Source organism: Streptomyces sp. NPDC026522, from assembly GCF_055567555.1.
In genome coordinates, this window is sequence record NZ_JBVHQF010000011.1 from 64,398 (window position 1) to 89,386 (window position 24,989).

At 73.8% G+C, this 24,989-nt stretch carries 20 protein-coding genes and 1 riboswitch; of the genes, 15 read left to right on the top strand and 5 right to left on the bottom strand.

The window, feature by feature from the left end; translation table 11 throughout:
• Window positions 1–182 precede the first annotated feature (182 nt).
• Window positions 183–313, bottom strand: a riboswitch (FMN riboswitch).
• A 301-nt stretch (window positions 314–614) separates the two neighbouring features.
• The 6 genes from ACZ4M3_RS26410 (at window position 615) to ACZ4M3_RS26435 (ending at window position 8,421) form a co-directional block, all read left to right on the top strand.
• Window positions 615–2,993 carry a chitinase C-terminal domain-containing protein gene (locus tag ACZ4M3_RS26410; protein WP_467736647.1) on the top strand — a complete coding sequence of 793 codons (2,379 nt, stop codon included), beginning with the start codon at window positions 615–617 and terminating at the stop codon, window positions 2,991–2,993.
• An 87-nt stretch (window positions 2,994–3,080) separates the two neighbouring features.
• Entirely contained in the window at window positions 3,081–4,007 is a 927-nt protein-coding gene (locus ACZ4M3_RS26415; RefSeq protein WP_467736649.1) for an RNA polymerase sigma-70 factor, read from the top strand.
• Window positions 4,008–4,039: 32 nt separating this feature from the next.
• Entirely contained in the window at window positions 4,040–4,780 is a 741-nt protein-coding gene (locus tag ACZ4M3_RS26420; RefSeq protein WP_467736651.1) for an SDR family oxidoreductase, read from the top strand.
• 198 nt (window positions 4,781–4,978) lie between these two features.
• Window positions 4,979–6,196 carry an MFS transporter gene (locus ACZ4M3_RS26425; RefSeq protein WP_467736653.1) on the top strand — a complete coding sequence of 406 codons (1,218 nt, stop codon included), beginning with the start codon at window positions 4,979–4,981 and terminating at the stop codon, window positions 6,194–6,196.
• Window positions 6,197–6,275: 79 nt separating this feature from the next.
• Entirely contained in the window at window positions 6,276–7,670 is a 1,395-nt protein-coding gene (locus tag ACZ4M3_RS26430; RefSeq protein WP_467736655.1) for a uracil-xanthine permease family protein, read from the top strand.
• Between the two features lie 76 nt (window positions 7,671–7,746).
• A complete protein-coding gene (locus tag ACZ4M3_RS26435; protein ID WP_467736657.1) occupies window positions 7,747–8,421 on the top strand; it encodes a DUF5995 family protein in 675 nt (224 codons plus the stop codon).
• Between the two features lie 106 nt (window positions 8,422–8,527).
• On the opposite strand, the gene ACZ4M3_RS26440 is transcribed toward ACZ4M3_RS26435, so the two are convergent.
• Together ACZ4M3_RS26440 and ACZ4M3_RS26445 are read right to left on the bottom strand one after the other, a co-directional pair.
• Window positions 8,528–10,222, bottom strand: a complete 1,695-nt coding sequence (locus ACZ4M3_RS26440; protein WP_467736659.1) for a flavin monoamine oxidase family protein — start codon at window positions 10,220–10,222, stop codon at window positions 8,528–8,530.
• A 63-nt stretch (window positions 10,223–10,285) separates the two neighbouring features.
• Window positions 10,286–11,086, bottom strand: a complete 801-nt coding sequence (locus ACZ4M3_RS26445; RefSeq protein WP_467736661.1) for a carbon-nitrogen hydrolase family protein — start codon at window positions 11,084–11,086, stop codon at window positions 10,286–10,288.
• A gap of 402 nt (window positions 11,087–11,488) precedes the next feature.
• Here ACZ4M3_RS26445 and ACZ4M3_RS26450 point away from each other — a divergent pair, with 402 nt between their 5' ends.
• Together ACZ4M3_RS26450 and ACZ4M3_RS26455 are read left to right on the top strand one after the other, a co-directional pair.
• Entirely contained in the window at window positions 11,489–12,199 is a 711-nt protein-coding gene (locus ACZ4M3_RS26450; protein WP_467736663.1) for a GNAT family N-acetyltransferase, read from the top strand.
• Window positions 12,200–12,298: 99 nt separating this feature from the next.
• Window positions 12,299–12,589, top strand: coding sequence for a WhiB family transcriptional regulator (locus tag ACZ4M3_RS26455; protein ID WP_467736665.1), 291 nt, complete (start codon window positions 12,299–12,301; stop codon window positions 12,587–12,589).
• 42 nt (window positions 12,590–12,631) lie between these two features.
• Here the strand turns inward: ACZ4M3_RS26455 and ACZ4M3_RS26460 are convergent, their stop codons facing one another.
• Entirely contained in the window at window positions 12,632–13,087 is a 456-nt protein-coding gene (locus ACZ4M3_RS26460; protein WP_467736667.1) for an Lrp/AsnC family transcriptional regulator, read from the bottom strand.
• Window positions 13,088–13,097: 10 nt separating this feature from the next.
• Window positions 13,098–14,552 carry an amino acid transporter gene (locus ACZ4M3_RS26465; RefSeq protein WP_467736669.1) on the bottom strand — a complete coding sequence of 485 codons (1,455 nt, stop codon included), beginning with the start codon at window positions 14,550–14,552 and terminating at the stop codon, window positions 13,098–13,100.
• Between the two features lie 369 nt (window positions 14,553–14,921).
• Here ACZ4M3_RS26465 and ACZ4M3_RS26470 point away from each other — a divergent pair, with 369 nt between their 5' ends.
• The 7 genes from ACZ4M3_RS26470 (at window position 14,922) to ACZ4M3_RS26500 (ending at window position 24,376) form a co-directional block, all read left to right on the top strand.
• Window positions 14,922–15,938, top strand: coding sequence for a GDSL-type esterase/lipase family protein (locus ACZ4M3_RS26470; protein ID WP_467736671.1), 1,017 nt, complete (start codon window positions 14,922–14,924; stop codon window positions 15,936–15,938).
• Window positions 15,939–16,055: 117 nt separating this feature from the next.
• Window positions 16,056–17,000 (top strand): SCO0930 family lipoprotein, encoded by a 945-nt coding sequence (locus tag ACZ4M3_RS26475; protein WP_467736673.1) that lies wholly within the window; start codon window positions 16,056–16,058, stop codon window positions 16,998–17,000.
• A gap of 120 nt (window positions 17,001–17,120) precedes the next feature.
• A complete protein-coding gene (locus ACZ4M3_RS26480; RefSeq protein ID WP_467736675.1) occupies window positions 17,121–17,951 on the top strand; it encodes a LytR/AlgR family response regulator transcription factor in 831 nt (276 codons plus the stop codon).
• Between the two features lie 207 nt (window positions 17,952–18,158).
• Window positions 18,159–18,434: a hypothetical protein gene (locus ACZ4M3_RS26485; RefSeq protein ID WP_467736677.1), complete on the top strand. Its 276-nt coding sequence runs from the start codon at window positions 18,159–18,161 to the stop codon at window positions 18,432–18,434.
• 136 nt (window positions 18,435–18,570) lie between these two features.
• A complete protein-coding gene (locus ACZ4M3_RS26490; RefSeq protein ID WP_467736679.1) occupies window positions 18,571–20,313 on the top strand; it encodes a sodium/solute symporter in 1,743 nt (580 codons plus the stop codon).
• Complete coding sequence (locus tag ACZ4M3_RS26495) at window positions 20,310–21,545, top strand: histidine kinase (protein WP_467736681.1); 1,236 nt, start codon at window positions 20,310–20,312, stop codon at window positions 21,543–21,545. Before ACZ4M3_RS26490 ends, ACZ4M3_RS26495 begins: the two co-directional genes overlap by 4 nt.
• A 26-nt stretch (window positions 21,546–21,571) precedes the next feature.
• Window positions 21,572–24,376, top strand: coding sequence for an ATP-binding protein (locus tag ACZ4M3_RS26500; protein WP_467736683.1), 2,805 nt, complete (start codon window positions 21,572–21,574; stop codon window positions 24,374–24,376).
• On the opposite strand, the gene ACZ4M3_RS26505 is transcribed toward ACZ4M3_RS26500, so the two are convergent.
• Entirely contained in the window at window positions 24,355–24,894 is a 540-nt protein-coding gene (locus ACZ4M3_RS26505) for a sigma-70 family RNA polymerase sigma factor (RefSeq protein ID WP_467736685.1), read from the bottom strand. The two genes, ACZ4M3_RS26500 and ACZ4M3_RS26505, sit on opposite strands and share 22 nt — an antisense overlap.
• Window positions 24,895–24,989 lie beyond the last annotated feature (95 nt).

Below are 24,989 nucleotides of genomic sequence, written 5' to 3' on the forward strand. Positions count from 1 at the left end.
GTCTGTCGCCACCGGGTCCTCCTGCCTCATCGGGCACGGACTCCGGGGCCTGTCGGGATACGACAGATGAAGCGGGACGCGGACGCGGGGACGCCGGGGCCGGAAAAAGCGGGTCCCTTCGGTGGTATCCCGTGGGATACGCCCTGTGGACCGCCGACGGCGGCGTACCGGTCACTGGCCCGCCGCGCACTGCCTCCCATCCGGACTTTAACCGTCGGTCCAGGAATTTCACCTGGTCAACCGGCCGCTGGCTGCGGACGGGTCGCGGACTATAACCGCCGGTTCGGAATTACACCGACCCCGGAGTGCGCTGCTACTGGTACTAGGGCCAGTGTGCCACGGCCGATCTGCGGCCATGTGGGCGAAGCACTGTGGCCTGGATCACAAACCGGCCGTTCTCAAGCGGGACCATTGCGCCACCCGCAGCGCGGGCCGGACCGCGTACGCGCTTTGGTCCAGACCTATTGACGGGGTGGTCTAGTCCTCTTAACGTTCCCTTCACCTTCCCCGGGAGGCGGTCCGTCGGCGTGCGCACGCCGCGGGCCAACCAGCGCCATTCGTACGCACGTTGCCCCAGGCCGAGTCCTGCCATCCTCCCCTCCCCAGGAGGCACCATGCCGTCCCCCACACGTACGAGAGCGATGCTCCTGGCATCCGGCGCGGCCATCGCCGGGCTGCTGGTCGCCGGGCTCTCCACGGGCGTCTCCCAGGCCGCCGACAACCCGGGCTGCCGCCCCGACGGGCTGTACACGACGCCCGGTGTCGACGTCCCGTACTGCTCGGTCTACGACTCCGCAGGCCGCGAGAAGATGGGCGCCGACCACCAGCGGCGCGTCATCGGCTACTTCACGGGCTGGCGCACCGGCAAGGACGGCACCCCCGCCTACCTCGCCAACAACGTCCCGTGGTCCAAGGTCACCCACCTGAACTACGCCTTCGCCCACGTCGGCTCCGACAACAAGATCTCGGTCGGCGCGGACACCGCGGACAACGCCGCCACCGGGATGACCTGGCCCGGCGTCGCGGGCGCCGAGATGGACCCGGCCCTCCCCTACAAGGGCCACTTCAACCTCCTGAACAAATTCAAGAAGCAGTACCCGGACGTCAAGACGCTGATCTCGGTGGGCGGCTGGGCGGAAACCGGCGGCTACTTCGGCGACGACGGCAACCGGGTCGCCTCCGGCGGCTTCTACTCGATGGCCACCAACGCCGACGGCTCCGTCAACCAGGCGGGCATCGACACCTTCGCCGACTCCTCCGTCGCCTTCATCCGCAAGTACGGCTTCAACGGCGTCGACATCGACTACGAGTACCCCACGACGATGAAGGACGCGGGCAACCCACTGGACTGGCAGCTCTCCAACGCCCGCCGGGCCGGGCTGGTCAAGGGCTACGCCGCGCTGATGAAGTCGCTGCGCGAGCGGCTCGACCGCGCGGGCGCCGCCGACGGCAAGCACTACCTGCTCTCGGTCGCCGCGCCGTCCTCCGGCTACCTGCTGCGGGGCATGGAGACGTTCCAGATGCAGAAGTACCTGGACTACGTCAACATCATGTCCTACGACCTGCACGGCGCCTGGAACGAGTACGTCGGCCCCAACGCCTCGCTGTTCGACGACGGCAAGGACGGCGAACTGGCCGCCGCGGGCGTCTACTCCACCTCCCAGTACGGCGGCATCGGCTACCTCAACTCCGACTGGGCCTACCACTACTTCCGCGGCTCGATGCCCGCCGGCCGCATCAACATGGGCCTGCCGTACTACACCCGCGGCTTCAAGAACGTGCAGGGCGGCACGGACGGCCTGTGGGGCAGGGCCCCGGCCACCAGCTGTCCGGCCGGTGCGGGACTGACCAAGTGCGGTGACGGCGCGGTCGGCATCGACAACCTGTGGCACGACCTGGACACGGCGGGGAAGGAGTCCCCGGCCGGTTCCAACCCGATGTGGCACGCCAAGAACCTGGAGAAGGGCGTCGTCGGCGACTACGTCACCAAGTACGGCTTCCCCACGAACACCACGCTGACCGGCACATACGTCCGCAAGTACGACTCCACCCTGGTGGCGCCGTGGCTGTGGAACGACCAGAAGAAGGTGTTCCTGTCGACCGAGGACGAGCAGTCCGTCGCCGCCAAGGCCGACTACGTGGTCAACAAGGGCATCGGCGGCACGATGGTCTGGGAACTGGCGGGCGACTACGGCTACAACGCCGCCAAGGGTCAGTACGAGATGGGCGACACGCTCACCACGACGATGTACGAGAAGTTCAAGTCGGCGGCGCCGTACGGCGCGAAGCGCGCGACGATCCCCATGCCGGCCGAAGCGGTGAAGGTGGACGTGGACTTCACCCAGTTCCCGCTGGGCGACTCCAACTACCCGATCAGCCCCAAGCTCAAGATCACCAACAATACGGCGGCGACCCTGCCGGGCGGCACGGAGTTCCAGTTCGACTACTCCTCCTCGGCGCCCAACAACGCCAAGGACCAGTCCGGCTGGGGCACCACCGTCATCCGCAGCGACCACACCGGCAGCAACGTCGGCGGACTCAAGGGCGACTACAACCGGGTCTCGCTCAAGCTGCCGGCCTGGCAGTCGCTGGCCCCGGGCGCCTCGGTGGACCTGGACTTCGTCTACTACCTGCCGACCTCCACCCCCTCCAACTGGACGGTGAGCTTCGGCGGCAGGACGTACGGCATCGCCGGCGACCTGGCGCGCGGCACCACGGTGGTCGAGCCGGGCGGCACGAGCACCCCACCGCCGACCACCCCGCCGACCACCCCACCGCCGACGACCCCGCCCACCACGCCGCCCACGACCCCGCCCACCACGCCGCCCGGCGGGACCTGCACCGCGCCGGCGTACGTCGCCGGTCAGGTGTACACGGGCGGGACGACCGTCTCCCACAAGGGCCGCACCTGGAAGGCCCAGTGGTGGACCCAGAACGAGGAACCCGGCACCACGGGTGACTGGGGCGTCTGGAAGGACCTGGGCGCCTGCTGACTACCGCGGCTGAGGGCGGGTGACCCCCGCGAACGACAGGACCCGGTGGCCCGGCGGCCACCGGGTCCTGCCACGTACGCTGCTCCGGTGAACGCACCTGCGGCCGCCTACGCGGCGGACTTCGAGGAACACCGGGGCCGGATGTTCGGCATCGCCTACCGGATGCTGGGCTCCGCGCACGAGGCCGAGGACACCGTCCAGGACGCCTACCTGCGCTGGAGCGCGGCCGACCGGGGCGACGTCGAGCACCCCGGCGCCTGGCTCGCGAAGACCGTGACCCGGCTGTGCCTGACCCGCCTGACCTCGGCCCGGGCCCGGCGCGAGGAGTACGCCGGTCCCTGGCTCCCGGAGCCGGTGCTGACCTCGGACGGCACGCTGGGCCCGCTGGACTCGGCGGAGCGGCGCGACAGCGTCTCCATGGCCCTGCTGGTGCTGCTGGAGCAGCTCACTCCGGTGGAGCGGGCGGTGTACGTACTGCGCGAGGCCTTCGCGTACGGGCACCGGGAGATCGCCGGACTGCTCGACCTCAGCGAGGCCAACACCCGTCAGCTGTACCGGCGTGCGGCCCAGCGGGTGGCGGCGCCCCGGCCGCGCTTCCGGGCGGATCCGCAGCGGTGGCAGGGCCTGGTGGACACCTTCATGGCCGCGGCCCGGGACGGGGACGTGGCACGGCTGGAGAACCTGCTCAGCGCCGACGCGCGCTACGTGGCGGACGGCGGCGGGGTGGTCAACGCGGCCCGGCGGCCGGTCGTCGGCCGCAACAAGGTGGCCCGGTTCCTGCTCGGGGCGCTGGGGAAGTTCACGGCCGGCCTGCCCGTCGCGCACGCGGAGGTCAACGGGATGCCGGCGCTGGTGTTCGGCGAGGTGGCGGTGCTGACCGTCGAATTCGAGGACGCGCCGGACGGCGGGGACGCGCTGGTCAGCGGGATCCGGGCGGTCGTGAACCCGGAGAAGCTGGAGTTCCTGCTGCGGCAGTTGTCACATCCGGGGAGGCTGTCCGGTCACGGCTGGTGAACGCACCCTTTCCGGAAAGGACGAACACCACCATGAGCACGATCCTGGTCACCGGCGGCACCGGCACCCTCGGGACGCTCGTCGTCACCCGGCTGCGGGAGGCGGGCCACGAGGTCCGCGTCCTCAGCCGGCACGCGCAGGAGTACCCCGTCGACCTGCGGGACGGCAGCGGGCTGGACGCGGCACTGGCGGGCGTGGAGGTCGTCGTGCACTGCGCGAGCTCGCCGCGGGGCGGGGACGACGTGGCGGCCGGCCACCTGATCGAGGCGGTCCAGCGGGCCGGGACCGTCACCAACATCGTCTACATCTCGATCGTCGGGGTGGACGTGGTGCCGTTCGGCTATTACGTGACGAAGCACGAGGTCGAGCGGCTGCTGGAGGAGTCGGGGCTGGGGGTCACGATCCTGCGGACGACCCAGTTCCACGACCTGGTGGCGCAGCTGGCGGACGCGCTGGGGAGACTGCCGGTGGTGCCGGTGCCGAAGGGGGTACGGGTGCAGCCGATCGCGGTCGGCGACGTCGCGGACCGGCTCGCGGAGCTGGCGGTCCCGGTGCCGGCGGGGCGGGTCCCCGACCTGGGCGGGCCGGAGGTCCGGACGCTGGCGGGGCTGGTGCGGGCCCGGCTGGCGGCGACGGGACGCGGTCGCCGGCGGGTGGTCCAGGTGCCGCTGGCGGGCAAGGCGTACGCGGCGTTCCGCCGGGGCGGCCACCTGGCGCCGGGGCGGGCGGTGGGCCGCCAGAGCTTCGCGGAGTTCCTGCGGAGCGTGGGCTGACGGGCCGTAGCGCGGCGGTCCGGCTGCGGCCCCGGCCGCGCCGGGCTCCGTGGGGCTCCGCCCCACCCCCCGCGCCTCAAACGCCGGCGGGGCTGGATGTGGCCGCGGTCTGCCGCCGACGGGGGTGGGGGGAGCTGAGGTGAGCGCGGGCCGGAAGTGACCGCTGGGGGCGGGGCGCGGGCGGGTAGGTTGGCGGCCATGACGACCGGGGACCTCGAACTCACCCCCGCGCGCCTGCGGCGCGCACGGATCGCGATAGCCGCCGTCTTCTGCGCCCACGGCGCGGTCACCGGCTCGTTCGCCACCCGGATCCCCTGGATCCAGGACAACGCCGGGCTCAGCGCGGGCACGTTGGGCCTGGCGCTGGCCTTCCCCGCCCTCGGCGCCGCCCTCGCGATGCCGCTCGCCGGGCGGATCAACCACCGGTTCGGGGCCCGTACCGCGCTGCGCGGCCTGCTGGCCCTGTGGACCCTGTCCCTCGTCCTGCCGAGCCTCGCCCCCGGCCTGGCCGCCCTCTGCTGCGCCCTGTTCGTCTACGGAGCCACCTCCGGCATGGCCGACGTGGCGATGAACGCGCTCGGCGTGGAGACCGAGAACCGGCTCGGCCGCTCGATCATGTCCTCGCTGCACGGCATGTGGAGCGTGGGGGCGCTGCTCGGCTCGGCCGCCGGTACGGTCGCCGCGCACGCCGGTACCGATGCCCGGCTGCACCACCTGGTCGCCGCGCTCGCCCTGACGGCGGCCGGGCTGGTCGCCGTACGGGGGGTCCTCGATCCCCGCGGCGACGCGGAGGCCGAAGCGCCGCCGCACTTCACGCTGCCGCCCAAGTCGGCGCTGCTCATCGGCGCGGTGGGGTTCTGCGCCGTCTTCGCCGAGGGCGCGGGCCTGGACTGGTCCGCCGTCTACCTGCGGGACGTACTGCACACGGACGCGGGTCTCGCGGCGGCCTGCACCACCGCGTTCGCCCTGACCATGGCGGTGGCGCGGCTCGCCGGGGACCGGGTGGTCGACCGGTTCGGCCCCGTGCGCACCGTGCGGGCGGGCGGTGTACTGGCCACCGCGGGCGGGCTGTCGGTGGTCGCGGTCCGGCACCCGGCGGGCGCCCTGGCGGGGTTCGGCCTGATCGGGCTGGGCATCGCGGTCGTCGTGCCGCTGGCCTTCGCGGCGGCGGCGCGCAGCGGGCCCGCTCCGGCGCAGGCCATCGCGGGGGTGGCGACGATCACCTACACCTCGGGCCTGATCGCCCCGTCGGCTATCGGGGCGGTGGCGGACGCGAGCTCGCTGGTGGTGTCGTTCGGGCTGGTCACGCTCCTGTCGTTCGCCCTGGTCGCGGGGGCGGCGGTGTTGCGGCGGCGGCCGACGGGCGAGGAGGGCGGCCCGGCCAATCGGGACGAACCGGCAGCTATCCGGCCGTAGGATGTCCGCTGGCCCGCGGGAACGTTTGACCGCGTGCAGCCAATATCGGTGACCGGTCGGCGGAACGGAAGTGGTGGACATGGGCTTCGGCGTGGGCTGGACCCTGCACGGGGACGGGCGGACGCCCGCCCCCGGCGCGGTGGTCCGGCCGGACGAGCGGCTGTCGTGGCCGCGTACCGTCGGGCTCGGCGCGCAGCACGTGGTGGCGATGTTCGGCGCGAGTTTCGTCGCGCCGGTCCTGATGGGCCTGAACCCGAACCTCGCCATCATGATGTCGGGGGTCGCGACCGTCCTCTTCCTGCTGGCGACGCGCGGCCGGGTGCCCTCGTACCTGGGCTGCTCCCTCTCGTTCGTGGGCGTCGCCGCCACGATCCGGGCGGCCGGCGGGGACAGCGCGGTCGTCACGGGCGCCGTGTTCGTGGTCGGCGTGGCGCTGTTCCTGGCGGGTCTGGCCGTGCAGCGGTTCGGGGCGCGGGTCATCCACGCGGTGATGCCGCCGGTGGTGACGGGCGCCGTGGTGATGCTGATCGGCTTCAACCTGGCTCCGGTGACGGCGTCGACGTACTGGCCGCAGGACCAGTGGACGGCGTTGCTGGTGATGGTCTTCACCGGACTGGCCGTGGTGTGCCTGCCCGGTTTCTGGTCCCGGATCGCGATCTTCCTCGGTCTGGTCTTCGGGTACGCGATCTCCTGGGTCTTCGACCTCCTCTTCGGCAAGATCCACTCGACGGTGGGCGGCGGACCCGCGGTCGACCACTGGCGGCTCGACCTCTCCGCGGTGTCGAAGGCGGACTGGGTCGGGCTGCCCTCCTTCCACGCGCCGGCCTTCGAGTGGTCGGCGATCCTCGTCGCACTGCCGGTCGTCATCGCGCTGATCGCGGAGAACGCCGGGCACATCAAGGCCGTCGGGGAGATGACCGGCGACCCGCTCGACGACAAGCTCGGCACCGCCATCGCCGCCGACGGCGCGGCCTCCATGCTGTCCACCGCGCTCGGCGGCCCGCCCAACACCACCTACTCCGAGAACATCGGCGTCATGGCGGCCACCCGCGTCTACTCGACGGCCGCGTACTGGGCGGCGGCGGGCTTCGCCCTGCTGTTCGGCCTGTGCCCGAAGTTCGGGGCGGTCGTCGCCGCGATCCCCGGCGGGGTGCTCGGCGGCATCACGGTGATCCTGTACGGGATGATCGGCCTGCTCGGTGCGCAGATCTGGCTGAACGCCGGGGTGGACCTGCGCAACCCGCTGAACCTGGTACCGGCCGCGGCCGGCATCATCATCGGCATCGGCGGCGTCAAGCTGCAGATCACCGGCTCGTTCGAACTGGGCGGTATCGCCCTCGGCACCATCGTGGTGGTCGGCGGGTACCACGCGCTGCGGTACTTCGCCCCCGCGCACCTCAAGGAGCAGCGGCCGCTGCTCGACGCCGGCACCTCCGCCTACGACGACCAGGACCCCGGGGACACGCGCGGTTGACGGAGTTTCGCCCGAACCGGGGAAGCGCGCGGCCAAGTTCCCCGATCGGGCGGCCCCGGCTGCGACGCTGCCCCCCATGGAAGCGGTGCTCGCGCGGATGCGCGCCCTGGACGAGCGGCTGCCCGCGCAGGACGGTGTCGCCGTCTTCAACCGGGTGTACCTGACGGTGACGGAGACGCTCCAGCGGAGCGTCCGGGACGGGGACTTCCCCGCGCCGCGCCGGGCCCAGACCCTGACGGTCCGCTTCGCCGAGCGCTATCTGGCGGCGGTGGAAGCGGACCGGGCCCCCGCCTGCTGGCGGCCGCTGCTCCAGTACCGCCGCCACCCCGGTGTGCGCCCGCTCCAGCACGCGCTGGCCGGGATCAACGCGCACATCGGCCACGACCTGGCGCTGGCGGTGGTCGCCAGCTGCCGCCACCTGGGGTGCGAACCGGCCGCGCTGGAAGCGGACTTCGACCGGGTCGGGGACGTCCTGGTCTCCCTGGAGGAACGCATCCGCGAGGACCTGATGCCGGGCCCCGACCTGCTGGAGGTCGCCGATCCGCTGACGCACCTGCTCGGCTCCTGGAGCCTGGACCGGGCCCGCGCGGGCGCCTGGGCGGCGGCCCGCCTGCTGTGGACGCTGCGCCGCGCCCCGGAACTCGCCGAGGAGTTCCGCGAATCCCTCGACGCGAGCGTCGGCCTGGTCGGCCGCTGCCTGCTGACCCCGACGTCCCTGAAACCCCGCCCGGCCCGGGCCCTGGCGTCCTGAACGAGGTGGCGGCGGGCCCGTTACCCGACGGCCCGGCATGAGGACGGGCCGCCGCCGCGCTGGGGAAGCGCGGGGGCGGCCCGTGATCAGGGGGGCCCGGGGACGGTCAGTCCTCGGGGAGTTCGACCGGGGCGATCTCGTCGTAGACGTCGCCCGGGCCGGGGTTGGTGGCGTCGGTGGAGCCGCCCAGGTGGTGCATCACGCCCCAGACCGCGTTTAGGGCCGTCTGGACCGCGCCCTCCGCCCAGCCCGCCGTCCAGGAGATGTCGTCGCCCGCGAGGAAGATGCCGCGCTTGTCCTCGGGGAGGCGGTCCTGCATGAAGTGGGTGAACAGGCGGCGCTGGTAGCGGTAGTGGCCCGGCAGGTTCGCCTTGAACGCGCCCATGAAGTAGGGCTCGTTCTCCCAGGACACCGTCACCGGGTTGCCGATGATGTGACGGCGGATGTCGACCTTCGGGTAGATCTCGCCCAGGGACTTCAGCATGACCTCCATCCGCTCGTTCGCGGACAGCGGCAGCCACTTCAGGCTGTCGTCGCACCAGGTGTACGACAGGCAGATGACGGCCGGCTGGTCGGGGCCGTTGTCCAGCAGGTAGGTACCGCGGGTCATCCGGTCCGTCAGCGTCATCGACATGACGTCGCGGCCGGTCTCCTCGTCCTTGTCCAGCCAGAACGGCCGGTCCACCGGGATGAACAGCTTCGAGGACTCCATGTAGTGGGTCCGCTCGATCGCCGTCCAGTGGTCGATCGGGAAGAGCGTGTCGTCGCACGCGATCTTCGACAGCAGCATCCACGACTGGGCCGTGAAGATCGCGGCCCGGTACGTGCGGATGTCGCCGGAGGCGTCCGTGACCGTGATGCGGTTGCCGGCCGTGCGGTGCAGGCGGGTCACCGCCGGGCGCGGGGCGCCGTCGTGCAGGGAGGACAGCGAGGTGCCCTGCGCCCAGTGGACGATCTTCTCGGGCTCGCGCTCCCACATCCGCAGCGGCAGCTGCTGCGAGCCGCCGACGATGCCGCGGTGGTGGTCGTCCGCCTCGGTGTAGACGACGCGCAGGATCTCCAGGATGGAGTTCGGGAAGTCGGTGTCCCAGCCGCCGGTACCGAACCCGACCTGGCCGAAGATCTCGCGCTTGCGGAAGGACTGGAAGGCCTGCGACTCGCACAGGAAGCCGTAGAAGGTCTGGTTGTCGAGCTTCTCGACGAGCTTCGCCCAGATCTCCCGGATGCGCGGGACGTCCCGCTCGCGCATCGCGGTGTTCATGTCGGAGAAGTCCGCGCCCTCTTCCAGGCAGGCGTTCCACGCGGCGGCGACGTCGCGGTAGACCTGCGGGAGGTCGGCGATGGTCTCGGCGTAGTGGGTCTCGCCCTTGAGGTCGACCACCGTGGAGGGGGTGGCCTCGGCGAGCGGGTTCGGGAAGGGCTCCGTGACCAGGCCGACGAGGTCGATGTAGTGCTGGAGGGCGGTGGAGGAGGGCGGGAAGCGCATCGCGCCCATCTCCGCCGTGAGACCGTCCGTGCCCGGGCCGTCGAAGCCGACGGTCCGCAGCCGGCCGCCGATCTGGTCGGCCTCGTAGACGACGGGCTTGAGGCCCATCTTCATCAGCTCGTAGGCGGAGATGATGCCGGACAGCCCGCCGCCGATGACGGCGACCTCGGTGCCGTGCTCCGTCGCCGGTACCTGGCCGAGCCCCGCCGGGTGGGCGAGGAAGTCGTCGTACGCGTACGGGAAGTCCGGACCGAACATGGTGATCGGGGGCTGTCCGTCGCTGTGCGGGACGGCGGTGGGCACCGTGGACGTCATGGGGTACGGCTCCTTGCGAACGGACTGTGGCAGGCGGGGGGATCGGGCGGGGAGGGAGAGGGCTCAGACGAGGGAGGCGTAGAGTCCCGGGCGGCGGTCGCGCAGGTACGGGTTGGTCTCGCGCGAGACCCGCAGCAGCTCGGGGTCGACGTCGCCGAGGACCAGCTCCTCGCCGCGGCCGGCCCGGGTGCGGGTGACGCCGTCGGGGCTCGCGAGGCAGCTGAGTCCGACGAACTCGAACTCGCCCTCGGGGCCGGTCCGGTTGACGTACGCGACGTACATCTGGTTCTCGAAGGCCCGCACCGGGACCAGCTGTTCGGCGACGAACTGGAACGGGTGCATCTGCGCGGTCGGGACCAGGAGGAGGTCGGTCCCGGCGAGCGCGTGGGCCCGGACGTTCTCGGGGAACTCCACGTCGTAGCAGATCATGAGGCCGACGCGGAGGCCGTTCAGGTCCGCCTGGACGACGGGGGTGTCGCCGGGGGTGAAGGCGTCCTGTTCGAAGCAGCCGAAGAGATGGGTCTTGCGGTAGCTCGCCAGCGCGGTCCCGTCGGGGCCGATGAGCTGCGCGGAGTTGTATACCGCCGCGCCCGACCGCTCCGGGTAGCCGTACAGGACGGCGACGCCGTGGCGGCGGGCGATCTCGCCGATGGCGACGGCGGACGGGCCGTCGGCCGGTTCGGCGAGCCCGGGGATGTCCTGGAGGTCCAGCGCGTAGCCGGTCAGGAACATCTCCGAGGTCACGAGGAGCCCGGCCCCGCCCTGTGCGGCGCGCGCCGCAGCCTCGTCGAGCCTCTTGAGGTTCTCGGCGGGGTGGCCGAGGACTCCGGAGCTCTGGAGGAGAGCGGTGCGCAGCGGGGGCATGGGCGTACCTCTGTGACGGGTGGGAGGGTGTCCCAAAACGGTACGTTCACCCGTTCGACCACGACAAGACGTCTCCGTTGCGCTCGGAGCATCGATTCGTTGCGTGTTTCGCCGCCGGTACGGAGATTCGTTGCGCGGGGCCGCGACGGCCCCGTCGCGCCCCGGAGCGGTGCCCCGCCTACGAGGGTACGCGCCGCTCCGCGCCGGCCGGCGCGGCGGGGGCCGGCCCGGCTCCGGAGCCCGCGCCGCCCGGGGCCGGCGAGGCGTCCGCGGGCATAAAACGGCCCGGGCGGGACGCTGAGGATTCTGCCGGCCCCCGCAGCGCCGTGGCGCCCCCGGGGCGTCCTGGAGGCGGGCACGCGGCGCTGCCGCCCGCCTCCGACCCGAAGGACCCCGTACTCCATGTCCCCCGACCCGGACACCCTCGCCGCCGCCGGCGCCCACCCCCTCGACAACCCGGTCTGGGCCGCCCTCACGGGCCCGCACCGGGAGTTCGCCGAAGTGGCCGGCCGCGCGGCCCGCTACCAGCGGGACGCCAACCCCTTCGCCGCCGTCGCCGATCCGGCGGACCCGCTGGCCTGGGCGGACCTGGCGTCCCTGGTCGGCCCGGGCCAGGAGGTCTGGCTGACCGGCCTGCCGACCCCGCCCGACGGGTGGCGGACGCTGCGCTCGATACCGGGCGTGCAGCTGGACGGCCGCGAGGTGCGGGCCGAGGCCGACCCGGAGGCGGTGCGGCTGGGCCGGGCCGACGTGCCCGAGATGCTGGAGCTGGTGCGCCTCACCGAGCCGGGGCCGTTCGCCGTGCGCACCGTGGAGCTGGGCACGTACCTCGGGATCCGGCGCGAGGGCCGGCTGGTGGCGATGGCCGGGGAGCGGATGCGGCCGCCCGGCTGGTCGGAGATCAGCGCGGTGTGCACCCACCCCGGCCACCGGGGCGAGGGCCTGGCCGGGCGGCTGGTCCGTGCGGTGGCGGCCGTCGTCCGCGAGCGCGGGGACGCCCCCTTCCTGCACGCGGCCGCCGCGAACACCGGGGCGATCCGGCTGTACCGGTCGATGGGGTTCACCCTGCGCCGCGAGCCGGTGTTCATCGGGCTGCGCACCCCGGGCGGGTGAGCCGGAGGGCGGAGATTCCCGTACGCGGGAAGGGGTTTCAGTGCGCGGGGAAGGGTCACACGCGCTGATACCGACGACTTCCCACGGAAAGGAACCGCCATGTCCGACGTCTCCCGCCTGCCGGGTTCCGCCCACCACTACTGGCAGTGGCAGTCCCGTGCCGCCTGTCGGGACCTCGGTTCCGGCCGGTTCTTCCACCCTGCCGGAGAGCGGGGCGAGGACCGCGAGGTCCGGGACGAGGCGGCGAAGCGCGTCTGCGCCGGATGCCCGGTGCGCGCGGCCTGCCTGGAGCACGCGCTGACGGCCCGCGAGCCGTTCGGGGTGTGGGGCGGCCTCACGGAAGAGGAGCGCCGCGCCCTGCTGGACGAGCGCACTCCGGCCCGGGTGTGAGCGGAGCCGGTGACCCGCACCCGAGCGGGCCCGGTCAGGGGCTCAGGCCGGGGCGCCGGAGGTGAAGCGGCGCAGCAGCGGGGAGAGGACCAGGACCGACTTCGTGCGCTCCACGAACGGCTCGCCCGCGATGCGCTCCAGGACCCGCTCGAAGTGGCGCATGTCGGAGGCGAAGATCTGGACGACGGCGTCCGCGTCGCCGGTGACGGTCGACGCGGACACCACCTCGGGGTACCGCTCCAGACCCCGCCGGATGTCGTCCGGCGAGGTGTTGTGGCGACAGTAGATCTCGATGAAGCCCTCGGTCTCCCAGCCCATGGCGGCCGGGTCCACGCGGACGGTGAAGCCGGTGATGGCCCCTTCCGTCCGCAGCCGGTCCACGCGCCGCTTCACGGCGGGGGCGGAGAGCCCGACCTCGGAGCCGATGTCCGCGTAGGAACGGCGGGCGTCCTCGGCGAGGGCGTGCACGATGCGTTCGTCGAGATCGTTCAGTCGCACTGCGGGTGGATCACTTCTCTGCTGTGGCCAGTCGGGAGCGGCGGATGCCGTACAGGAAGTAGACCACGAGGCCGACGGCCATCCAGACACCGAACGCGACCCACGTGGCGCCCGGCAGGCTGTACATCATGTAGGCGCAGGCCAGGAAGCCGAGGATCGGCGTCACCGGGTACAGCGCCACCTTGAAGGTGCGCGGCATGTCGGGCTTGGTGCGGCGCAGGATCATGACGGCCACGTTGACCAGGGCGAAGGCGAAGAGCGTGCCGATGCTGGTGGCGTTGGCCAGCTCACCCAGGGGGATGAAGGCGGCGAGCGCGCCGCAGAAGAGCGAGACGATCACCACGTTGGCGCGGGGCGCGCCGGTCTTGGCGTCGACCTTGGCGAAGACCTTCGGGACGAGGCCGTCGCGGGACATCGCGAAGAGGATGCGGGTCTGGCCGTAGAGCACGGCGAAGACCACGGAGGCGATGGCGACGACCGCGCCGGCCGCGAGGACGACGCCCCAGACGCTGGTGCCGGTGACGTTGGTCATGATCTGGGCGAGCGCGGCCTCGGTGCCCGCGAAGTCCTGCCACGGCATGGCGCCGACGGCGACGAAGGCGACGAGGACGTACAGGACCGTGACGATGCCCAGCGAGAGCATGATCGCGCGCGGCAGGTCCTTCTTCGGGTTCTTGGCTTCCTCACCGGCGGTGGAGGCGGCGTCGAAGCCGATGTAGGAGAAGAAGAGGGTGGAGGCGGCGGCGCTGATGCCGGTGACGCCGAGCGGGGCCAGCGGGGTGTAGTTGCCGGACTTGATGCCCATGACGCCGATGCCGATGAAGAGCACGAGCGTCACGATCTTCACGCCGACCATGATCGAGTTGATGGTGGCGCTCTCCTTGGCGCCGCGCATCAGGAAGACCATCGCGAGCAGGACCACGACCAGCGCGGGCAGGTTGATCCAGCCGCCCTCGCCCATCGGGGCGGCGAGCTTCTCGGGGAGGGTGACGCCTATGGTCCCGTCGAGCAGCTCGTTGAGGTACTGGCCCCAGCCGACGGCGACGGCCGCGACGGACACCGCGTACTCCAGGACCAGGCACCAGCCGCAGATCCAGGCGACGAACTCGCCCATGGTGGCGTAGGAGTACGAGTACGAGGAGCCCGAGACCGGGACGGATCCGGCCAGCTCGGCGTAGGACAGCGCCGAGAACAGCGCGGTCAGGCCCGCGATGATGAAGGAGATCGTCACGGCCGGGCCCGCCTTGGGGGCGGCCTCGCCGAGGACGACGAAGATGCCGGTGCCCAGGGTGGCGCCGATGCTGATCATGGTCAGCTGCCACATGGTGAGCGAGCGGCGCAGCGAGCCGCCCTCACCCTGGCCGCCCTCGGCGACCAGCTGCTCGACCGGCTTGCGGCGCAGCAAAGGATGGGCAGGCTTGCTGGGCTCGGACGTGAGCGGTGGCGCCTGGCCGGTTTCGAGCACGAAAGGACTCCTTTGACACTGCGGATGGGGACTTTCAGGCGTCGACCGCAGCGGTCCGGAGCAGGAACAGGCGAGCGGGAGCCTGCCTGGGCATGGGGGACCGCCGAGCAGGCGGTCCGCGCCACTCCACGTACAGCGAGTGAGCCTACGAGCTGAGTGATACCGCCCGTAATGCACCATCCTTGCACATTGGCGCACGATCGTTGCGCGGATCTGTCCCGGATGGTCCTTTGTTGCGCGCGGATGATCGATCACTGCGTAGGCCGCCTCGCGGACCCTTTTCGACGGGTTCGGCGGCGCAGCGGTCGAACCCGTCCCGGCGGGGTACGGATCGAAGCGTTCCCCCCATCCGAGGACCGGAGGCGATGCGTGAGAGCGGTGAGCGGCACGGACGGCGCGTGGCAGGATCCGGGCCCCTTCCTGCGCGGGGTCGCCTGGCTGGACGAGGGCCGGCCGGTGCGCGCCGACCCGGCGGACACCATGCGGCTGCCCTGGGACACCGGCGAGCGCGCCACGCTGCCCATCGGGGTGCGGCTGGAGTTCGTGCCCGGGCGGGCGCACGCGGTGGAGATCCGCTACCGGGCGACCGTGCCCGGGCCCACCGACGCGCTGCGCGACGTCGCGCACGGCTTCGCGCTCTGGGACCGCCACGGGGTGCTCCGCGAGGTGTGGACCGAGCCGGCCGCGGAGGCCGTCGTACGCATACCGCTGCCCGGCGGCGCCGGGCCGCTGACCGTCCACCCGCCCGAGGCCCAGTCGCCGCTGATCCTGGGCGTGCGCGGGATCGGCGGCCCCCTCACCCCCGCCCCGCCGGCCCCGCGCTGGGTGGTGCACGGCGACTCCATCACCGAGGGCTGGTGGTCCACCCGCCCCGCCCACGGCTGGGCCGCCGTCGCCGGCCGGGAACTGGGCTGGGACACCGTCAACCTGGGGTACGCGGGCGCCGCGCGCGGGGAACTCGCCACCGCCGAACAGCTCGCCGGGCTCCCCGCCGACGCCCTGACGCTCGCCTTCGGCACCAACTGCTGGTCCCGGGTGCCCTTCTCCGCCCCGATGCTCTACGAGACCACGCGCGCGTTCCTCGACCTCGTACGGCAGGGCCACCCGCACACCCCGCTGCTCCTGCTGTCCCCCTTGCTGCGCCCCGACGCCGAGCGCACCCCGAACCGGCTCGGCGCCACCCTGGGCGCCCTGCGCGACGCCATGGAGCGCGCCGTCCGCGACCGGACCGCCGCCGGGGACGGCCGGCTGGCCCTGCTGCCGGGCCGGGACCTGCTCGGCCCCGAGCACCTCGCGGACGGACTGCACCCCAACGACGACGGACACCGGGTCCTGGGCCTCGCTGTGGTCACGGCCCTGCGGCGGGCCGGGTTCGACGCGGGATAGGTGAAAGAGGCCACACCGAACCGGCTGAACAGGTCCCTCCCCCGACGACGTGTCCTGCACAAGTTGCCGACGCTCCGGCGACGGACTCGGCGGACACCACACGTGGGAGAGATCAACATGGGTATCAAGCGCGGAACTTCCCTGGCCGCGATCGCGATCGTCGTCACCCTGGCGGCGACCGCGTGCGGCGGCGGCGACGACAAGGCGGCCGGCGCAGCCAAGCCGGCCGCGGCCGGCGCCCCCCAGGCTCCCGCCGCGGATCCCTACGCGGCCGACGCGGCGGCCGGCGCCGCGGGCGCTTCCGGCGCGAAGGCTGCCGGGCAGCTGGCGGTCGCGGCCAACGACGCGCTGGGCCCGGTCCTCACCGACAGCGCCGGATTCACCCTCTACCGCTTCGACAAGGACACGGCCAAGCCGCCGAAGTCGAACTGCGACGGCGACTGCGCGAAGGCCTGGCCTGCCGTCGCGGCCGGCGACGCCACGGCCGCCGCCGGCATGGACGCGGCGCTGCTCGGTGAGGTCGTGCGGACCGACGGCAGCAAGCAGCTGACGGTGGCGGGCTGGCCGGTGTACCGGTTCGCCAAGGACACCAAGGCGGGTGACACCAACGGCCAGGGCGTGGGCGGCACCTGGTTCGCCGCGGCGCCGGACGGCAAGAAGGCCGCGAAGCCGGCCCCCGCTCCGGCCGGTGCCGGTCAGCCGACGGGCGCGCTGACCGTGGCGAAGGACCCCAAGCTCGGTGACCACATCGTCGACGGCAACGGGATGACGGTCTACCGGTTCAAGCCGGACACCGCCTGGCCGATGGTCTCCAAGTGCGAGGGCGACTGCGTCGCCAAGTGGCCGGTGGTTCCCCCGGTGGACAAGGCCAACGCCAAGGGCATCATCGAGAAGAACTACCTGGTGCTGGACCGCCCCGACGGCAAGAAGCAGCAGACGGTGAACTGCTGGCCCGTCTACACGTTCACCGGTGACAAGAAGGCCGGCGACACCAACGGCCAGGGCGTGGGCGGCACCTGGTACGCCGTCGCCCCCGACGGCAAGCTCATCACGGCGCAGTAGCGCGCCCCACGGACCACCTGACCGCGCGGCCCCCGTCCTCCCCTCCCCCCGAGGGCCGGGGCCGCGCACCCGTCTTCCGCCCCCGTTCCCCCACGGCCGGGCGGAACCTAGACTCCCTCCATGCTGCGCGTACTCGCCGTCGACGACGAGAAGCCCCTCCTCGAAGAACTGCTCTACCTGTTGCGCTCCGACGCGCGGGTGTGCAGCGCCGAGGGTGCCTCGGACGCCACCGAAGCCCTGCGCCGGATCACCCGGGCGCTGGAGAGCGGCCCGGACGGCCCCGACTGCATCGACGTGGTCTTCCTCGACATCCACATGGCCGGACTGACCGGGCTGGACATCGCCCGGCTGCTGGCCGGCTTCGCGCGGCCGCCGCTGATCGTGTTCGTCACCGCCCACGAGGGCTTCGCCGTCCAGGCCTTCGACTTGAAGGCGGTGGACTACGTGCTCAAGCCGGTGCGCCCGGAACGGCTGGCCGAAGCCGTCCGGCGGGCCTGCGCCCAGCTGGACCGGGCGGCGGAACCCGCGGCCGCGGCGGACCCGGCCGGGCCGCCGCAGCCGCCCCCGGTCGTGCCCGCGCAGCGGCCGGCCCCCGAGGTCACCGTCGCCGACCGGTCCACGGAACAGATCGCCGTCGAACTGGGCGGGGTGACCCGTTTCGTGGCGATCGCCGACATCGCGTACGTCGAGGCCCAGGGCGACTACGCCCGGCTGCACACCGACGAGGGCAGCCATCTGGTGCGGATCCCGCTGTCGACGCTGGAGGAGCGCTGGGCGGCGCGGGGCTTCGTACGGATCCACCGGCGGCACCTGGTGGCGCTCGGCCGGATCGACGAACTGCGCCTCGACGGGGGCACCACCAGCGTCCGGATCGGATCGGCGGAGCTCCAGGTCAGCCGCCGGCACGCGCGGGAGCTGCGGGACCTGCTGATGCGGCAGGCGACCGGCTGACGGACCGTCCGGACGCCGGGCGCACGCCGCCCGGCCCGCGCTGTACGGCATCCGCCGACCGTCCGGCGTGCGCGGGCACCGTTCGTCGCGCCGGGACGGACGTACGGCGACCCGCCGGGCCCGTCGGCCGCAGCGGTGGACGGAAGCGGCCCCGGCCGGGCGGCCCGCGCGTATCGTGGATCTTCCGGTCCGGGAGGAGCCCCGCACATGCCCGACATCCAGGCGCTGCTGGACGCGCTCACCGGACTGCCCCGGACCCGGCCCGCCGAACCCGCCGAGGCCGAGGCCCTGCTGGCCCGGCTGCGCAGCGTGGCGGCGCGCTGGGCCGACGTGCTCTACGAGGCCCAGGACGGCGCCCGGCAGCAGTTGCCGCCGCGCGCGGAGGCGGCGCTGACGCTCGCGTTCCGGCGGGCGGAGGAGTCGTACGTGGAGCTGGAGATCGCCCTGCGGGACTGCGCGGAGCACCGCGACCCCGCCATCTGAACCCGCTGTCCGGCACCCCGCGAACGCCTCCCGTACGGCGGGCCGTTCGGCCACCTTGTGCCGGATCGCGTCTGTCGCCATGTACACGGCGCTGCGTAGACTCCGGAGACTCCTCCCCCTGCCGAAGGGTGCGCCGGTGAACCAGACGTACGCGCTGACCGCGGTCACCGTCGTCGTCCTGGTCACCGTGCTGGTCGGCGCGCTCGGTCTGCGCATATCCCGGACCACCTCCGACTTCTACGTGGCTTCGCGCACCGTCGGCCCCCGCCTCAACGCGGCGGCGATCAGCGGCGAGTACCTCTCCGCCGCCTCCTTCCTCGGGATCGCGGGGCTGGTGCTGCTCCAGGGGCCCGAGATGCTGTGGTACCCCGTCGGGTACACGGCCGGGTACCTGGTGCTGCTGGTCCTGGTGGCGGCCCCGTTGCGGCGCTCGGGCGCGTACACGCTGCCCGACTTCGCCGAGGCCCGGCTGGAGTCGCGGACGGTGCGCCGGATCGCGGTGCTGTTCGTCATCGGCGTCGGCTGGCTGTACCTGCTGCCCCAGCTCCAGGGCGCCGGGCTGACCCTGGAGATCCTGACCGGAGCCCCGCACTGGGTGGGGGGCGTCGTCGTGGCCTCGGTGGTCACGGCGGCCGTGGGGGCGGGCGGGATGCGCAGCATCACCTTCGTCCAGGCCTTCCAGTACTGGCTCAAGTTCACCGCCCTGCTGGTCCCCGCGTTCTTCCTGATCGGCGCCTGGGCCGCGGACGGCGCGCCGCGGGCCACCTTCGACGCCCCGGCGGTGTTCCGCGAGCACACCGCCGTCACCCCGGCCCAGGACCTGCGGATCTCGCTGGGCGCGCCGCTCACGCTGACGGTGACCGGGCAGGTGGACGGCCGCTCGTACGCGGCGGAGCCGGTGACCCTGACCGCCGGACAGCACACCGTACGGGCACACGCGCTGCTCCGGTTCACCCCGGACAGCGTGGTCCCGGACACCGGCGCGCAGGCCGGGCTGGGCGTGTCCAGCCGGTCGGAGCCACCGTCCGGAAGCCGGCGCCGGCACCAGCTGTACGCCACGTACGGGCTGATCCTGGCCACCTTCCTCGGCACGATGGGGCTGCCGCACGTCGCCGTGCGGTTCTACACGAGCCCCGACGGGCGGACCGCCCGGCGCACCACGCTGGTGGTGCTCGGACTCGTCGGGGTGTTCTACCTGCTGCCGCCGGTGTACGGGGCGCTGGGCCGGATCTACGCGCCGGAGCTGGCCCTAACGGGGCACGCGGACGCCGCGGTGCTGGTGCTGCCGCACCGGATGGTGGGCGGGCTGCTCGGGGAACTGCTGGGGGCGCTGCTGGCCGGCGGCGCCTTCGCGGCGTTCCTGTCCACGGCCTCCGGGCTGACGATGGCGGTGGCCGGGGTGCTGAACCAGGACGTGCTGCCGGGGCGGCGGGTGCGGACGTTCCGGGTCGCGGTGGCGGTGGCGATGCTGGTGCCGCTCCTGGGGGCCGTCGCCTCGGCGGACGTGCCGGTGGCGGACGCGGTGGGGCTGGCCTTCGCGGTGTCGGCGTCGTCCTTCTGCCCGCTGCTGGTGCTGGGCATCTGGTGGTCCCGGCTGACCCCGCCGGGCGCGGTGGCCGGGCTGGTGACGGGCGGTGGGGCGGCACTCGGGGCGGTGGTGGCGACCCGGGGCGGGCTGGTGCCGGCGGGCTGGGCGCACACCCTGCTGGCGTGGCCGGCCGTGTGGTCGGTGCCGTTGGGGTTCCTGACGATGGTGGCGGTGTCCCTGGCCACCCGGTCCCGGATCCCGGCCGGTACGGCGGCGACCCTGGCCCGGCTGCACCTGCCCGAGGACGTCGCCGGGGACCGCACCGGGGGTGCGCGGTGGACGGGGCGGTGACCGGGGCGGTGCTGCTCGCGGTGGCCGTCCTGGGCGCGGCGGCGCTGCTGGCCCTGGGCTGGGCGGGCGGCCGGTGGCAGGCCCGGCGCGGGGAGCGGGCCGCGGGGCTGGACCTGGGCACCCCGGTGGAGCGGGCCACCTTCCACACCCTGCACACCGCCTCGCTGGCCGCTCCCCCGCTGCGGGCGGGGCTGACGGAGGACGCCGCCCGCAAGGCCGCCCGGCGGCTGCGCTCCCTGCTGGGCACCGAGGCGCTGTGCCTGACGGACCGGGAGGCGGTGCTGGCCTGGGACGGGCCGGGCGCCGACCACCACCAGCGGCGGGCGATGGCCCGGGTGGCGACGATGCTGGAGTCGGGCCGCAGCCTGAGCCTGCGTACGGAATGCCAGCGGCCCGGCTGCCCGCTGAGGTGGGCGGTGTTCGCCCCGCTGACCGGTGAGGACGGGGTGCTGGGCGCGCTCGTCGCGTACGGCTCGCGGGAGTCGGCGGTGCTGGTGCGGGCGGCGACGGAGGTGGCCCGCTGGGTGTCGGTCCAGCTGGAGCTCTCGGAGCTGGACCGGTCCCGGACCCGGCTGATGGAGGCGGAGATCAAAGCGCTGCGGGCGCAGATCTCCCCGCACTTCATCTTCAACTCGCTCGCCGCGATCGCCTCGTTCGTGCGCACCGACCCGGAGCGGGCGCGGGACCTGCTCCTGGAGTTCGCCGACTTCACCCGGTACTCGTTCCGGCGGCACGGCGATTTCACGACCCTCGCCGAGGAGCTGCGTTCCATCGAGCAGTACCTGGCCCTGGCCGGGGCCCGGTTCGGCGACCGGCTGACGGTGACCTTGCAGGTGGCGCCGGAAGTGCTGCCGGTGGCGCTGCCGTTCCTGTGTCTGCAGCCGCTGGTGGAGAACGCGGTCAAGCACGGGCTGGAGGACTCCACCGCCCGCTGCCGGATCACCATCGCCGCCCGGGACGCGGGCTCGGAAGCGGTGCTGACCATCGAGGACAACGGCGTCGGGATGGACCCGGCCCTGCTGCGCCGCATCCTGGCCGGCGAGCGGGCGGGATCGTCGTCCGGGGTGGGGCTGCCGAACGTGGACGAGCGGATGCGGCAGGTCTACGGGGACGACTACGGGCTCGTCATCGAGACGGGGGTCGGCGCCGGGATGAAGGTCACGGTGCGCATCCCCAAGTACCGGCCCGGTGTGCACAGTTCCGGCCCCGGCGAACGGCACCGCCGGCCTTGAACGTGGCATCCTGCGGGAGGCGCGGCATGACCGGAAGGACCGCCGAGGTGCGGGTCGGGCGAGAGCATCAGCGTGGCGAGCTGCGGGACTGGGTACGCGGCGGGGCACGGGGCGGCGGGGGCCGCCTGGTCGTGGAGGGCGAATCCGGCGCGGGCAAGACCGCTCTCGTGCGGGAGGCGCTGGCCGAGGCGGCCGCACTGGGCTGCCGGGTCCGCTACGGCGCCGCCGACCCGCTCGGGGAGCGGCTGGCGCTGCGGGCCGTACTGGACTGCCTGCACCCCGACGGCCCGGGCCGGGCGGCGGTCATCGCGCTGCTGCGGGAGGCCGCGGATCCCGCGCGGCCGGGCGGGGCGCTGCTGGCGGCGATGGACCTGCTGGTGGCCGGGGCCGAGGCCTGGTGCGCGGCCGGCCCGGTGCTGCTGGTCCTGGACGACCTGCACTGGGCGGACCCGGCGAGCCTGCTGGTGTGGCAGCGGCTGGGCCGGGCGGCGGGGCGGCTGCCGCTGCTGCTGGCCGTGACCCGGCGGGCGGTGCCGCGGCGGCCCGAGGTGGAGCGGCTGTGCGCGGAGCCGGGCGGGCGGGTCGTGCGGCTGGAGCCGTTGTCGGCCGAGGAGGCGGCGGCGCTGCTCCAGGAGCTGTTCGGGGCGCCGCCGGGGCCGCGGCTGCGGGAGGCGGCCGCGGGCGCCGGGGGCAACCCCCGGCTCCTGCGGGAACTCGCGCGGCACTGGTCCCCGGGCGTCACGGTCGCGGCCGGTACGGCCGAACTGGATCCGGCCGCGCGGGACGTGGCGCCGCCGCCCGCCTCGGTGACCCGGGCGCTGCACTCCCTGTCCCGGGCGGCCTGCGCCACCCTCCGGCACGCGGCGGTGCTGGGCCCGTCCTTCACGGTGCGCGAGCTGGCCGTCGTACGGGAGAAGCCGGTGCGGGAGCTGCTCGCGGAGCTGGAGGAACCGCTGCTGGACGGGCTGCTGGAGGACACCGGCGAGCAGTTGCGGTTCCGCCACCCGGTGCTCCGCGAGGCGCTCTACCGGCAGACCCCCCGCTCCGTCCGCTCCACCTTGCACCGGGAGGCCGCCCGGGCCTTCGCGGGAGCCGGGCTGGACCCGGCGCGGACCGCCGAGCAGTTGCTGGGCGGCGGGGCGCCCGACGGGTGGGGGACGCGCTGGCTCGCCGGTGCGGCGCCGGACCTGATCCCGGTGGCCCCGGGCCTGGCGGCGGAGCTGCTGGAGCGGGCCATCGCGCGGGGCCCGGGCGGGCCTCCGGCCGAGCCGGGCGCGCTGGAAGCACTGGAGGAGAACCTGGCGGACGCGGCGCTGCTGCTGCGCCGCCCGGAGTCGGCGCGGCTGCTGGAGACGCTGTGGGAGCGGGCGGCCGACGCGGACCGGCGGGCGGCCCTCGCCTTCAAGCTGGTGTCGGCGCTGATGATCGAGGGGGACATGGAGCGTTCCCTGGAGGTGACGCGGCGGGCGCTGGCGGAGCCGTTCGGTTCGGCCGGGTACCGGCTGCGCCTGGAGGCGTGCCGGGTGCTGGCGCTGGCCGAGCTGCACCGGCCGCAGGAGGCGTACGGGCTGGCGGGGCCGCTGGTGGAGCGGGCCCGGCGGCTGGGCGATCCGCTGTGCGGGGCGGAGGTGGAGCACGCGATGGCGTTCGCCCTGTTCCACCTGAACCGGGGCCGGGAGTCGCTGCGGCACGTGGCGGAGGGCATCGCCTGCGCGCGGCGCAGCCCGGCGGCGAACGACGTGCGGCTGCTGCTGCTCGCCAACCAGGCGGAGGAACTCATGCGGTTCGACGAGCCGCACGCGGTGGCGCAGGCGCTGCGGGAGGCCCGGGAGCTCGCGGTGCGGACCCGCTCGACGGGGCGGCTGGCGGTGACCGAGGCGCTGCTGGCGGAGTTCCACTACCGGCTCGGGGACTGGGACGCGGCACTGGCCGGGGTGGCGCGGGCCGACGGCCTGCCGGTGTCGGACGGCTGGCTGCCGGTGGTGGTGCGCGGGCTGCGGGCGCTGGTCCTGGGCCACCGCGACGACCGGCCGGCGGCCGGGGCGGAGCTGGCGGCGCTGTCCGAGGACGCGTTCGGCAGTCCGGCCGCCCGCCGGTACGCCTCGCACGTGCTGCTGGCCCGCGCGCTGCTCGCCGAGCGGGACGGCCGGCCCGCCGACGCCCTGGCGGCGCTGCTGCCCGCCCTGGCGGACGGGGTGGACGGGGCGACGGTGTACGACCGGCCCTGGGTGCTGTCGGAGGCGGTGCGGCTGGCGCTGGAGTGCGGGGACGCGGCGACGGCCCGGGCGGCGGTCGCGGCGTGCGCCCGTACGGCGGCGGCCCTGCCCGAGTACCCGGGGCCGGCCCTGGCGCTGCTGCGCTGCCGGGGCCTGTTCGCGCAGGATCCGGAACTGCTGGCGCGGGCCGTGGCCCGGGCCGGCCGGGGCGGATGGCCGCTGGTGCTGGGGCACACCCTGGAGGACCTGGCGGTGGCCCGGGCCTGGCGCGGCGACCTGGCGGGGGCGCGGGAGTCGCTGGCGCGGGCGGTGGACGCGTACGAGGAGCCGGGCGCCCGGTGGGACATCGCGCGGGCCGAGGCCCGGCTGCGGAGCCTGGGAGTGCGCCGGGGCAGCCGGGCGGCGCGGCGCCGGGCGTCGAACGGCTGGGAGTCGCTGACCCCGGCCGAGCTCAAGGTCGCGCTGCTGGTCGCGCAGGGCCGGACCAACCCGGAGATCGCGGCGGCCCTGTTCCTCTCCCCCAGGACGGTGCAGACGCACGTCTCGCACATCCTGGCCAAGCTCCAGGTCCGCTCGCGGGCGGAGGTGGCGGCTCAGGCGGCGAGGCGGCCGTAGCCGGGCAGCAGCGCGCGCAGGGCCCGCAGGGCGTAGTAGGTACGGGACTTGACGGTCCCGGAGGGCACACCGAGCGCCGCGGCGGCCTCGCAGACCGACGCCCCGCGGAAGTAGATCAGGTCGAGTACGGCGCGGTGTTCGGGGCTCAGGCAGCGCAGTGCCTCGCGCAGGTCCAGGGCGGCGACGGCCTGTTCGGTGCGGTCGTCGGCGGCCGGGGACTGGTCCAGGGCATCGGGCCCGACCTCGGCCGGCCGCACCAGCCGGGCCCGCCGGGCGTCGATCGCGAGCCGCCGGGCGACGGTGTACAGCCACGGCCGCATGGAGGCGTGGTCCCCGCTCTCGACGGCTTCCGGGTGCTTCCAGGCCCGCAGGAGGGTTTCCTGGACGAGGTCCTCGGCGCGGTGGCGGTCCCCGAAGGTGAGGCTCAGCAGGAAACCATAGAGGGCTTTGCCGTGGTCGCGGTGGAGGCGGGCGAGGGCCCGCTCATCGGTGGTGCGGCGCGCGAGGTCGGTGGTCACCAGGTCACCTCTTCCGGGTCGGATGACCTGAGCGTGACCGAAACCCGGCGCGGAGTTATCCGCCGCCTGACGTATCCGGCGCCCCCGGGCGCCCA

Bases quoted from the DNA above. Each gene is read 5' to 3' on its own strand.
- ACZ4M3_RS26410 (WP_467736647.1), top strand. From the start codon at position 615: ATGCCGTCCCCCACACGTACGAGAGCGATGCTCCTGGCATCCGGCGCG.
- ACZ4M3_RS26420 (WP_467736651.1), top strand. From the start codon at position 4,040: ATGAGCACGATCCTGGTCACCGGCGGCACCGGCACCCTCGGGACGCTC.
- ACZ4M3_RS26425 (WP_467736653.1), top strand. From the start codon at position 4,979: ATGACGACCGGGGACCTCGAACTCACCCCCGCGCGCCTGCGGCGCGCA.
- ACZ4M3_RS26430 (WP_467736655.1), top strand. From the start codon at position 6,276: ATGGGCTTCGGCGTGGGCTGGACCCTGCACGGGGACGGGCGGACGCCC.
- ACZ4M3_RS26435 (WP_467736657.1), top strand. From the start codon at position 7,747: ATGGAAGCGGTGCTCGCGCGGATGCGCGCCCTGGACGAGCGGCTGCCC.
- ACZ4M3_RS26440 (WP_467736659.1), bottom strand. From the start codon at position 10,222: ATGACGTCCACGGTGCCCACCGCCGTCCCGCACAGCGACGGACAGCCC.
- ACZ4M3_RS26445 (WP_467736661.1), bottom strand. From the start codon at position 11,086: ATGCCCCCGCTGCGCACCGCTCTCCTCCAGAGCTCCGGAGTCCTCGGC.
- ACZ4M3_RS26450 (WP_467736663.1), top strand. From the start codon at position 11,489: ATGTCCCCCGACCCGGACACCCTCGCCGCCGCCGGCGCCCACCCCCTC.
- ACZ4M3_RS26455 (WP_467736665.1), top strand. From the start codon at position 12,299: ATGTCCGACGTCTCCCGCCTGCCGGGTTCCGCCCACCACTACTGGCAG.
- ACZ4M3_RS26475 (WP_467736673.1), top strand. From the start codon at position 16,056: ATGGGTATCAAGCGCGGAACTTCCCTGGCCGCGATCGCGATCGTCGTC.
- ACZ4M3_RS26480 (WP_467736675.1), top strand. From the start codon at position 17,121: ATGCTGCGCGTACTCGCCGTCGACGACGAGAAGCCCCTCCTCGAAGAA.
- ACZ4M3_RS26485 (WP_467736677.1), top strand. From the start codon at position 18,159: ATGCCCGACATCCAGGCGCTGCTGGACGCGCTCACCGGACTGCCCCGG.
- ACZ4M3_RS26500 (WP_467736683.1), top strand. From the start codon at position 21,572: ATGACCGGAAGGACCGCCGAGGTGCGGGTCGGGCGAGAGCATCAGCGT.